9 protein-coding genes are annotated in these 10,410 nt (G+C 72.6%); 4 read left to right on the forward strand and 5 right to left on the reverse strand.

Going from position 1 to position 10,410, the window contains the following annotated elements; genetic code table 11:
- The first annotated feature begins 216 nt into the window (after positions 1-216).
- Together AB0J04_RS03925 and AB0J04_RS03930 are read left to right on the forward strand one after the other, a co-directional pair.
- Positions 217-1,503, forward strand: a complete 1,287-nt coding sequence (locus AB0J04_RS03925) for an XRE family transcriptional regulator (RefSeq protein ID WP_363166781.1) — start codon at positions 217-219, stop codon at positions 1,501-1,503.
- Positions 1,504-1,585: 82 nt separating this feature from the next.
- Positions 1,586-2,041 (forward strand): GNAT family N-acetyltransferase, encoded by a 456-nt coding sequence (locus tag AB0J04_RS03930; protein WP_363166782.1) that lies wholly within the window; start codon positions 1,586-1,588, stop codon positions 2,039-2,041.
- A 9-nt stretch (positions 2,042-2,050) separates the two neighbouring features.
- On the opposite strand, the gene AB0J04_RS03935 is transcribed toward AB0J04_RS03930, so the two are convergent.
- The 3 genes from AB0J04_RS03935 to AB0J04_RS03945 form a co-directional block, all read right to left on the reverse strand.
- Entirely contained in the window at positions 2,051-2,572 is a 522-nt protein-coding gene (locus tag AB0J04_RS03935) for a hypothetical protein (protein WP_363166783.1), read from the reverse strand.
- Between the two features lie 149 nt (positions 2,573-2,721).
- The gene (locus AB0J04_RS03940) at positions 2,722-5,136 is read right to left on the reverse strand and encodes a serine/threonine-protein kinase (RefSeq protein ID WP_363166784.1); all 2,415 of its coding nucleotides are present in this window, start codon (positions 5,134-5,136) and stop codon (positions 2,722-2,724) included.
- A 232-nt stretch (positions 5,137-5,368) separates the two neighbouring features.
- The gene (locus AB0J04_RS03945; protein ID WP_363166785.1) at positions 5,369-6,130 is read right to left on the reverse strand and encodes a VOC family protein; all 762 of its coding nucleotides are present in this window, start codon (positions 6,128-6,130) and stop codon (positions 5,369-5,371) included.
- A 155-nt stretch (positions 6,131-6,285) separates the two neighbouring features.
- Between AB0J04_RS03945 and AB0J04_RS03950 the strand changes: the two genes are divergently transcribed.
- Positions 6,286-6,921, forward strand: a complete 636-nt coding sequence (locus AB0J04_RS03950) for a TetR family transcriptional regulator (protein WP_363166900.1) — start codon at positions 6,286-6,288, stop codon at positions 6,919-6,921.
- Between the two features lie 162 nt (positions 6,922-7,083).
- Here the strand turns inward: AB0J04_RS03950 and AB0J04_RS03955 are convergent, their stop codons facing one another.
- The gene (locus tag AB0J04_RS03955; protein WP_363166786.1) at positions 7,084-7,536 is read right to left on the reverse strand and encodes a nitroreductase family deazaflavin-dependent oxidoreductase; all 453 of its coding nucleotides are present in this window, start codon (positions 7,534-7,536) and stop codon (positions 7,084-7,086) included.
- Positions 7,537-7,562: 26 nt separating this feature from the next.
- Positions 7,563-8,768, reverse strand: a complete 1,206-nt coding sequence (locus AB0J04_RS03960; RefSeq protein WP_363166787.1) for an acyl-CoA dehydrogenase family protein — start codon at positions 8,766-8,768, stop codon at positions 7,563-7,565.
- Positions 8,769-8,839: 71 nt separating this feature from the next.
- Here AB0J04_RS03960 and AB0J04_RS03965 point away from each other — a divergent pair, with 71 nt between their 5' ends.
- Complete coding sequence (locus AB0J04_RS03965) at positions 8,840-10,012, forward strand: acetyl-CoA acetyltransferase (RefSeq protein WP_363166788.1); 1,173 nt, start codon at positions 8,840-8,842, stop codon at positions 10,010-10,012.
- Positions 10,013-10,410: the final 398 nt, after the last annotated feature.

Here is a 10,410-nt window from a genome sequence, read left to right on the forward strand (position 1 = left end):
AGTACGTCCAGTACGAGGACTTCCGGCCGGCACACCGAGAGCACGCACCGGACGCCGCTCCTTGACGGGCAAACGTTGCCTGCCGCGGCACTAGACAACTCCCTTTCAGAGCCTGCCGGTTAGGGCGATCGAGGGTTCGCCGAAGGGAGCGAACCAGGGCGATTTGACCTTTCCGTTACCTGGCGAATGCGAGGACGGGAGGGCTACCGTGCAGGGATGGACACCACGCGCAACACCGTCCTTGAGGCGTGGATGGCCGAACACGGCTACAGCTCCAACAGCCTGGCTGACGCTGTGAACAGGGCCCTGGAGCGACTGACCGGGCGGTCCGGCGGGCTAGACGGCTCATCGATCCGAGACTGGAAAGCGGGCCGGGTCCAGTGGCCCAAATCGGCTAGCCGTAAGGCACTTGAAGACGTCACTGGCCTGCCCGCAGTCGCTTTAGGGTTCGTGCCACGGGGCCGGTCTTCGTCCGCCCCAGCCTCACCGCAGCAGGAGGACCCCGACATGAAGCGCCGAACCCTCGTCGGCGGCATCGCGGCGGCGGCCGCCGCGGCAGCCGCCGCCCCCGGCACCGCCTCGCCGCGACGCATCGGCATGAGTGACGTCGACCGCCTGCAGAAGCGCTTCGCTGAGATCATCGCCAGCGACCACCGCCACGGCGGCCAGCTGGGCATCGAGCAGCGGGCCGCGGCGCTCGCCGACGAGGCGCTGAACCTCCAGAACGTCGGCGGTGCCACTCAGCGTGTACGCAGCAGCCTCTACGCCTCCGCAGCGGCGTTCCGCTCCTCCGCGATGTGGGCCGCCATCGACGGCCGACGCTACGATGACGCCAAGGCACACATGCGCGAGGCCCAGTCCCTCGCCGAGATGTCCGGGGATCAGGCGATCAAGTTCCGCATCTGGAGCCATGCGGGGACCATGTACCGGCACATGGGCCGCCCCGTAGACGCTCTCGCCGCGAACGACGTCGCCCGCAACCTGCACCTCACGCGCCGTGACCCCCTGTTCGCTTGTCTGGGCCATGCCCGCCAGGCCGCCACCCTGGGCCTCACTGGCGACGCCACCGGCGTGCAGCATGCGCTCGGCCACGCCAAGGACGCGCTCGAACGCGCCGATCCTGGCCTCACTCGACCGGTGTGGATGACCGGAGTCCGCGACGGATCCGAACTGGAAACGCTCGCTCTCGCCGCGCACCTCCGCCTGAGGAACTTCGCACAAGCCGAGGCCCACGCCCATCGGAGCCTGACACTGCTCCGCCCCCAGATGCGGCGGGACCACGCCATCAACACGGCCCGACTCGCCGCCGCCCAACTCGGGCAAGGCGACGTCGAACTGGCCGTCACCACGATGATGAAGGTCCCCGCCGACATCGCCGCCCAACACGCCCGGGTGACGCGCATGCTCCGGGAGTTCGGGACCGCACTGCACGCCACTGCGTCCGACAGCGCCGCTGTGCGGACCTGGACCGAGCACGCGGCCACCTGGACATTCACGGCATGACCACGAACCGCCGCCTTCGAGCTGCGCCTCGTTCCCCGCCCTCGACACCGTCCGCGGCGATCTCCTTGACGTGTACGCAGACGTGCGCGCACCCCTACTCCACCTGCCGAACTACGCGATCACCGCGTTCGGCGAGCGCGTGGACCGGCACAGCGCCGAGCCGGGGTTCACGGCCGTCCTCGCGTACGCGGACGCGCATCCGATCGGCTACGCCTACGGCAACGCCATCGCACATGGGGACCGGTACTGGCAGCGCACCAGCCCGACGCCGGCGGACAGGTTCACCGAGCGTCCGGCCGTGGCCCTGAAGGAGATCGGCGTCCGACCGACCTGGCGGAAGACCGGGACCGCCCGCCGCATCCACGACGCCCTCCTCGCCGCACGCGACGAACCCTTCGTCACGCTCATGGTCAACCCGGCCGCAGGGGAGGGAAAGGTCCACGCCCTGTACAAGACCTGGGGATATGAGGACATCGGGCGGAGCCAGCCGTCACCGGCCTCACCGGTGCTCACCGTGATGATCCGCGCCAGCCGCTGAGAGTGTCGTTCACCCCGCCGGCGCCGACGTCTGCGGCTCGCAGTGGTCGACCTTCGCCGCGACCCCCGGGCTCGACAGGTCGACCTGGACCGTTTCCGTCTCGTTCGCGCCGATGTACTCGTCCGCGGTGCCTTGTTCCACGCGTTCGGCGTCGGCGTCGAGGAAGTCGACCGTGACGGTGAAGTAGCCGCCGGACGAGTTGGGGTTGGTGACCTCGACCGTTGCGTACGGCGTGGTCGGCGTCGCGCAGTCGACGAGCTTCACCGTGGCGTCCTGGAGCGTCGTGGACGCGTTCGAGGAGCCGCCGCTTCCCCCGTATGTGTCGTCATCGTCGTCGTAGTCGCGGTAGCTGCTTCCGCCGCTCGACGACGACGAGCTGTCGTGGTTCTGGCTGGAGCTGCTGCATCCGCCGCCGTCGCCGCCGCTGTGGCTGCTGCTGCCGTGGCCCCGACCCGTCGAGAAACCGGTGAGCGCCAGTACGACGAACGCCGCCACCGCTGTGAACTTGAGTTTGTGCCCCCGTCGATCCATAAGGACAGCGTAAGCAACCCCTGTCACGATCATGTCACCGCGTGGCCACCGGCCCGTCCCCGGCGTAGCGTCTGCCGTGGCGGCCGCCGTCCGGATCCCTTCCGTGCACCCGGCACGACGGCCGTCCCGGGGTCCGAAAGAGCGACCGGCTACGCCGTTCTCGCCGTGCCCGTTCCCTTCTCCGCGTCCAGCGCGTACACGCAGCGGTCCTTGCTGCACGCGTACACGACGCCGTCGCGGACCACCGGGGAGCCGGTGATCTCGCCGCCGGTCGCCAGTTTCCAGCGCAGGCGGCCGTCGTCGGCCTTCAGGGTGTAGAGCAGGTGGTCCGTGGAGCCGAAGTGGATGCGGCCCTCCGCGACCGCCGGGGCTCCCACGATGTCGCCGCCCGCCTGGAAGCGCCACTTGGGCGTGCCGGTGACCGCGTCCAGGGTGTACAGCCCCTTGCCGCTGCCGACGTGGACATGGCCGGCGGCGACGAGCACCGGGTCGACGGAGGAACGCGCCTCGGTCGCGATGCGCCAGCGGTCGCGGCCGTCGGTGGCGTCGATGGCGTACACCGTGCCGAGGTAGTCGGCGAGGTAGACGCCGCCGCCGGTGACGGCCGGGCCGGGCACGAAGGTGGGCGGCGACAGGAAGACCGCGGGGGCCTCGAAGTGCCAGCGGACCATTCCGCTCGCCACGTCCATGGCCAGGACCCGGGTGCCGGCCGAGAGGTAGACGTAGCCGTCGGGGGCCGGGGTGACGCGGACCGGGACGCCTCCGCAGGAGGCCGTGTCGCCGATCGGGTACGACCAGCGTTCGTCACCCGTGCGGGCGTCCAGGGCTCTGAGCCGGGCGTCCTGCCAGACGTAGACCGTGCCCTCGTGGAGCACCGGGCCGGCCTCCGGGGACTCGAAGTCGGTCTGGCAGCCGGTGATCTCCCAGAGCTTCTGGCCGCCCGAGGCCTCCCAGGCCTGGACGCCGCCGCCGCGCGTGCCGGTGACGACCGTGCCCCGCTCCGCCTTGAGCGAGTACACCCAGGCTTCCGTGGACAGCCGCCACAGGTCGCCGCCCTCGCGGGCGTCCAGGGCGAACAGGGTGGGGCCGTCGGAGGCGTGCACACGGCCGTCCGCGACCGCCATCGACCAGGCCACGTCACGCGTCTTGAAGCGCCGGCGACCGGTGGCCACGTCCAGGGCGTGCACCTCGAAGGAGGTGACGTACACGAGGTCGCCGGCGACCGACGGGGTGCCCCACACATCGTTCGACATGCGGAAACGCCACGGCCGCCAGCCCGCCGGGGTCTCCGAGGGCACCGTCTGGGGGCTCGGGAGCGCGGTGTCGGCGCCGTTGACGCCGGGACGCGGCCGGGACCAGCTGGCGACCAGGCCGGGCTCGGCCACCGGCGCCTTCACGGCGGCCGTGGCGCGGACGTCGGCGACGCGCGGACCGGGCCCGATCGGGACGGCGGCGCCCGCCAGCCGGACGGGACCGACGTCGGGCGCGCCGACGGCGACGGGCGACTGCGGACGGGCCAGGACCACGGGGGCGTGCGGCGGCGGGGGCGGTACGGGCGGCATGGCGGGCCGGGCCATGCCCACACCGCCGCCACCGCCCGCACCACCGCCACCGTGGCCTGCGTGGCCGCCTCCGCTGCGCGGGCTGGGGGGCGCCGGTTTCGCCGGGCGCCCGCCGCGGCGGGTCTCGATGAGCGTGACGGCCTTCTCGGGCAACCACGCCGACGCCGTACCGCTGTCGTCGGAGCCGGAGCCGAAGAGGTGGGGCGCGAGCTGGGCCTGGAGGTCGGCCGGGTTGGGGCGGCCCGTGGCCTCCATCTGCATACAGGACTCGATGAGGGGCCGCAGCTCGTCCGGGAGACCCGCCAGGTCCGGGCCCTCGCGCAGCAGCATGAAGACCGTCTCGACCGGGTTGGCGCCGTGGAACGGCGGGTGGCCGGTGGCGGCGAAGACCAGCATCGAGCCCAGCGAGAAGACATCGCTCGCGCCGGTCACGCTGCGCGAGTCCTTCGCCTGCTCGGGGGACATGTAGGCGGGGGTGCCGACGGCGACGTTCGTCATCGTCAAACGTGTGTTCGAGACGCCGGACGCGATACCGAAGTCGATCACCCGCGGCCCGTCCTCGACCACGAGCACGTTGGACGGCTTGAGGTCACGGTGGACCAGCCCCGCCCCGTGGATGGACTGGAGGGCCTCCGCCACGCCCGCCGCCAGCCAGCGCACCGCCTGGGCCGGGAGCGGCCCGCAGTCGTTCACTATCTCCTCGAGGGAGGGCGCGGGGACGTAGGCGGTGGCGAGCCACGGCACGGCGGCCCGCGGATCGGCGTCGACGACGGCGGCCGTGTAGAAGCCGGACACCGCCCGCGCCGCCTCCACCTCGCGCGTGAAGCGCACGCGGAAGAGCTGGTCCTCGGCGAGCTCCGTACGGACCGTCTTGATCGCCACGCGCCGGCCCGAGGCCGAGCGTGCCAGATAGACCAGCCCCATGCCGCCGGCACCCAGCCGTCCCAGCACCTCGAACGGCCCGATCCGCCGAGGATCGTGCTGCGTCAGCTGATCCACCACTTGCCTGCCACCTCCCCGTACGAGCCGAGTCACCCACTTGTGTACACGGCCCCGTGCAGCGTCTCACCCACCGCACCGCCATAACGGCACGCACCCTGATTCTTCCTGGCCGGACGGCTGGTTGCGAACCCGGGGGCAATCGGGGTGTCTCGTTTCATATGAGGGCAAACACTGCGAGAAAAATCCTCACAGCCCGACAAATCCGCCGGTGAGGGGGTCGGTCGGGGCACGCTCAACGCTGGAGCAGCGCGAACGACGCCCCTTGATTGTCCGTGACGACGGCCACCGTGCCGTACGAGGCGGTGAACGGCCCCGCCTGCACCCGCCCGCCCAGGCGGCTCACCGCGCCCAGCACCGCCTCGCAGTCGTCCACGCCGAAGTGGACGAGGAAGTGCGGCGGCATCATCTCCGGGAAGACGTCGGCGACCGGGGCGCGGCCGAAGTCGGGCGCCGCGCCGGGGCCGAAGAGGGCCGCGGCGAAGAGATGGCCGTAGAAGGTGTTGGCGGCCTCGGTGTCGCGGGCGTAGAGCTGCGCCCAGGCGAACGCGCCGGGCCGGTGCCGGACGCCGAATCCGGGGTGGCCGGCGGGCTGCCAGAGCCCGAAGACGGCGCCCTCGGGGTCGGCGGCGAGGGCGGCGGTGCCCAGTGCGCCCACCGGCAGCGGGGCCATCACCACCTGGCCGCCGGACGCCTGGATCCGCCGGGAGGTCGACTCGGCGTCCGGGGTGGCGAAGTACACGGTCCAGACGGTGGGCATCCGGCCGTCCGTCTTGTGGGCCAGCGCGGCGACGGTCTCGCCGTGCAGCCGGGCCCACACGGAGTCGCCGTGGCCCTCCGGCCGCTCCTCGAAGGTCCACCCGAAGAGCTCCCCGTAGAATCGCCTGCCCGCGTCCACGTCCGGAAGCTGCGCGTCCACCCAGCAGGGGACGCCCTCCGCGTACCGCCCGGAGCGCTCCGGGCGCTGCGAGTCCTCCGATGCCCTGTTTTCGGCCATGCAGCCAAACTAACGGCGGTTCACGCGACCCGCAGAGCAGGCGCGACCAGGCACGACCGCGCAAACCCCGCCTCCGCACCCCCGCGCACCCCATTTGCAGTCGGCCGAATCGCGCTCCGATCACCCCTCGGTAAGCTGACGGCATGACAGGACAAGTGCGTACCGTCGACGGCCGCGTGGCCGGTCGACGCGGGCAGGCGACGCGGCAGAAGCTGCTCGACTGCCTCAGCGAGATGCTCAGCTCCTCTCCGTACCGGGACGTCAAGGTCATCGACGTCGCCCGGAAGGCGGGCACTTCACCCGCGACCTTCTACCAGTACTTCCCGGACGTCGAAGGCGCCGTCCTGGAGATCGCCGAGCAAATGGCCGCCGAGGGAGCCGAGTTGACCGAACTGGTCGCCGGACGGTCCTGGGTCGGCAAGGCGGGCTGGCAGACGGCGCAGGAACTCGTCGACGGCTTCCTGGAGTTCTGGCGGAAGAACGACGCGATCCTGCGGGTGGTCGACCTGGGCGCGGCGGAAGGCGACAAGCGCTTCTACAAACTCCGCATGAAGATCCTCAACTCGGTGAACAACTCCCTGTCGGACGCGGTCGCCGAGTTGCAGTCCAAGGGCAAGGTCGACAAGGACGTGAACCCGGCCGCGGTGGCCGGTGCGCTCGTCGCGATGCTCGCGGCGGTCGCCTCGCACCAGAAGGGCTTCCAGACGTGGGGCGTCAAGCAGGCTGAACTCAAGCCGAACCTGGCGCTGTTGGTGCACCTGGGCATCACCGGCAGGAAGCCGACGAAGTAGCCGGCGAAGCAGTCGGCGGAGTCGCCGGCGAAGTAGCCACGCGCGCCCCGTCCTTTACGGTTGCCCCACGGCCAAGTCCTGTCTGCCAGGCGGCGGTTCACCCAGGTGAACCGCCGCCTGCCGCGCGCAGTGGGGGCACCGGTCGTCCGGGACCGGCGGCAGTCATCTGGGACTGATCCGGAACAACCGGATCTCCCGCTCCACCCGCGCCTGATAGGTCGCATACGGCGGCCAGAACACCAGCAGCGCCTTCCAGGCGGCCGCCCGCTCCTCCCCCGCCAGCAGTACGGCCGTCACGGGGATGTCCGTGCCCTTCCAGCTGATCTCGGCGTCGGGGTGGGCGAGAAGGTTGGCGGTCCACGCGGGGTGTCCGGTGCGGCCGAAGTTGGAGCCGATGAGGATCCAGCTCGCGCCGCCCTCCTCGGGCATACAGGCCAGCGGCGTCCGACGCGGCTGCCCGCTCCGCGCCCCGGTCGCCGTGAGGATCACCCCGGGCAGCAGCTGTGCGCTGAGCAGCACCTTTCCCCGGGTGAGTCGGTGGACGGCCCGGTCGAGGGCGGGGATGACGTGCGGGGCGACCTTGGCGAAGGCCCGCGTCGAGGACACCTTCTGCACGACTGCTCGCACTGCTCGGCCGCCGATCACATCGACACCTCCGTCAGCTCGAAGAGCCTGGCCGCCTCGGCCGCGTGGGCGCGCAACCGGTGCCCGGGCCCGAACAGCAGTTCGTCCCCGGCGGCCCGCTTGAAGTACAGGTGGGCCTCGTGCTCCCAGGTGAACCCGATGCCGCCGTGCAGTTGGATGCCCTCGGAGGCGGCCCGCCGCAGGGCGTCCAGCGCCTGCGCGAGGGCGAGCCCGCCGACCCGTTCCCCCGCCCCGCCCTGCCCGCCTGCCGCCCAGGCGGCGTAGTACGCGGCGGACCGGGCCGCCTGGACCTGCACATACACATCGGCCAGGCGGTGCTGCACCGCCTGGAAGGACCCGATCACCCGCCCGAACTGCTGCCGCTGCCCGAGGTACTCGACGGTCCGCTCCAGCACCCGGCCGGCGGCCCCGACGGCCTCACAGGCGAGGAAGGCGGCGGCGAAGTCCCCGGCCCGGGCCAGGACTTCAGCGACGTCGACGTCCTCACCCGTCAGCTCCCCCAGCAACTGGGCTTCCACATCGCGCAGTTGCACCCGCCCCTGGGGCCGGGTCGCGTCGAGGGCGGTCTGCCGGGTGCGGACGACCCCGGCGGCGTCCCCCGCGACGACGTACAGCAGGGTGCGCGACCGTACGAACCCCCCGGTGTGCGCGGCGACGACCAGCGCCCCGGCGCTGTGCCCGTCGAGCACCTGCACGGCCTCCCCGTACAGCCGCCAGCCGGCTTCCGTCCGACGTGCCTGCACGCCGCCCGCCCGCCCGCCGCCGGCCCAGTCGCCGCCGTTCACGCCGGTCAGGGCGAGGGCGGCGCCGAGGGCGGGGGCGGGCACGGCGAGGGCGGCGGTCAGGGTGCCGTCGGAGATGCGGGGCAGCAGGTCGGCGCGCTGGGCGTCGGTGCCGAGGGCGAGGATCAGGGGCGCGGCGAGGACGGAGGTCGCGAGGAGCGGGGAGGGGGCGAGGGCCCGTCCGGTCTCCTCGGCGGCGAGGGCGAGGTCGGTGACGGAGCAGCCGACACCGCCGCACTCCTCCGGGAGCGCGAGGCCGGGCAGCCCGAGCTGCTCGGCGAGGGCGGTCCAGAGGGCGGGGTCGTGGCCGCCCGCGGTGTCGAGGGCGGCGCGGAGCTCTTCGGGGCCGCAGCGCTTGTGGAGCAGTTCGCGCAGGGCGCGGCGGATCCCGTCCTGCTCGGCGGTGAAGTTGGGGTTCATGGCACTTCCCTCCGGATCTGACGGCCCGTCATATTAGGAGCCCGGGAATGAGATGCACAGAGGGAGGCGCCATGACGGTGGGAAGCCGCAGAGTGGCCGTGGTCGGGGCAGCGCTCTCCGACTGCGGTCGGGTGGACGACGCGACCCCGTACGCGCTGCACGCCCAGGCGGCCCGCCGCGCACTCGCGGACGCGGGCATCGGCAGGGAACTCGTCGACGGCGTGGCCTCCACCGGCACGGGCACCCTCGCCCCGGCCGAGATCGCCGAGTACCTGGGCCTGCGCCCCACCTGGGTCGACTCCACCTCGGTGGGCGGCGCGACCTGGGAGGTGATGGCCGCCCACGCGGCCGACGCGATCGCCGCCGGTCACGCGAACGTCGTCCTGCTGGCGTACGGCTCGACGGCCCGCGCGGACGTCCGGGCCGGCCGCCGCACCGGCACCTTCGCCTTCGGCGGGCGCGGGCCGCTCCAGTTCGAGGTCCCCTACGGGCACACCCTGATCGCCAAGTACGCGATGGCCGCCCGCCGCCACATGATCCAGTACGGCACGACGATCGAGCAGCTGGCGGAGGTGGCGGTCCAGGCGCGAGCGAACGCCGCCCTGAACCCCGAGGCGATGTTCCGCGACCCGGTGACGGTGGACGACGTCCTGGCCGGGCCGATGATCGCCGACCCCTTCACGAAACTGCACTGCTGCCTGCGCTCCGACGGCGGCGCGGCGATCCTCCTGGCGGCCGAGGAATACGTCCAGGGCTGCCGCAGCGCGCCCGTGTGGATCCTCGGCACCGGCGAGCACGTCTCGCACGCGAGCCTGACGGAGTGGGAGGACTTCACGGTCTCCCCGGCGGCGGTGAGCGGCCGTCTGGCCTTCGAACGCGCGGGGCTGCGCCCCCAGGAGATGGACTTCGCCGAGATCTACGACGCGTTCACCTACATGACCCTGGTGACCCTCGAAGACCTCGGCTTCTGCGAGAAGGGCGAGGGCGGCGCCTTCGTCGAGAAGGGCCGCCTGCGAGCCGACGGCGGCGAACTCCCCGTCAACACGGACGGCGGCGGGCTCTCCGCCCAACACCCGGGCATGCGCGGCCTGTTCCTCCTGGTGGAGGCGGTGCGGCAACTGCGCGGGGAGGGCGGCGCACGGCAAGTGCGGGCGCGTGACGGGGGGTTGCCCCGGCTGGGAGTGGCGTCGGGAACCGGCGGGTGGTTCTGCTCCTCCGGGACGGTGGTGCTGGGGCGGGAGTGAACCGGGAGAGACGTGTTTCCCGCTTCCCGGCAACCTTCTCGGGCTCGGCGACCACTGAGGAGTCAGCAGCTTTCCCGGACAGGTTCCGCCGAACCGCGTAAGGATTCATCCGTGGCATCCTCCTCGCACCGCCGTTCCCGCCCCGACCGCCGCACGCTTCCCGTCCCCGCGGTGGTCCTGGCGGCCGTGGCCGCCGTCGCACTCGTCGTGTCCCTGGTCGTGGCCTTCCGGCCGGGCGGCGGAGGCGGCGGCGATTCGGTCGAGGCCGCCGCGGTCGGGCAGGTGAGCGGGTCTCCGTCGGCGGGGGCCGCCCCCCCCCCCCCCCCGCCCCCCCCCCCCCCCCCCCCACCCCCCCCCCCCCCCCACCCCCCCCGCCCCCCCCCCCCCCCCCCCCCCAC

Source organism: Streptomyces sp. NPDC050263, from assembly GCF_040655955.1.
In the GTDB taxonomy this organism is placed as follows: Bacteria; Actinomycetota; Actinomycetes; order Streptomycetales; family Streptomycetaceae; genus Streptomyces.

What these genes read in the sequence shown, in the direction of transcription:
- AB0J04_RS03935 (WP_363166783.1), bottom strand. Translation starts at nt 2,572, where the DNA reads ATGGATCGACGGGGGCACAAACTCAAGTTCACAGCGGTGGCGGCGTTC.
- AB0J04_RS03945 (WP_363166785.1), bottom strand. Translation starts at nt 6,130, where the DNA reads ATGGCCGAAAACAGGGCATCGGAGGACTCGCAGCGCCCGGAGCGCTCC.
- AB0J04_RS03925 (WP_363166781.1), top strand. Translation starts at nt 217, where the DNA reads ATGGACACCACGCGCAACACCGTCCTTGAGGCGTGGATGGCCGAACAC.
- AB0J04_RS03960 (WP_363166787.1), bottom strand. Translation starts at nt 8,768, where the DNA reads ATGAACCCCAACTTCACCGCCGAGCAGGACGGGATCCGCCGCGCCCTG.
- AB0J04_RS03965 (WP_363166788.1), top strand. Translation starts at nt 8,840, where the DNA reads ATGACGGTGGGAAGCCGCAGAGTGGCCGTGGTCGGGGCAGCGCTCTCC.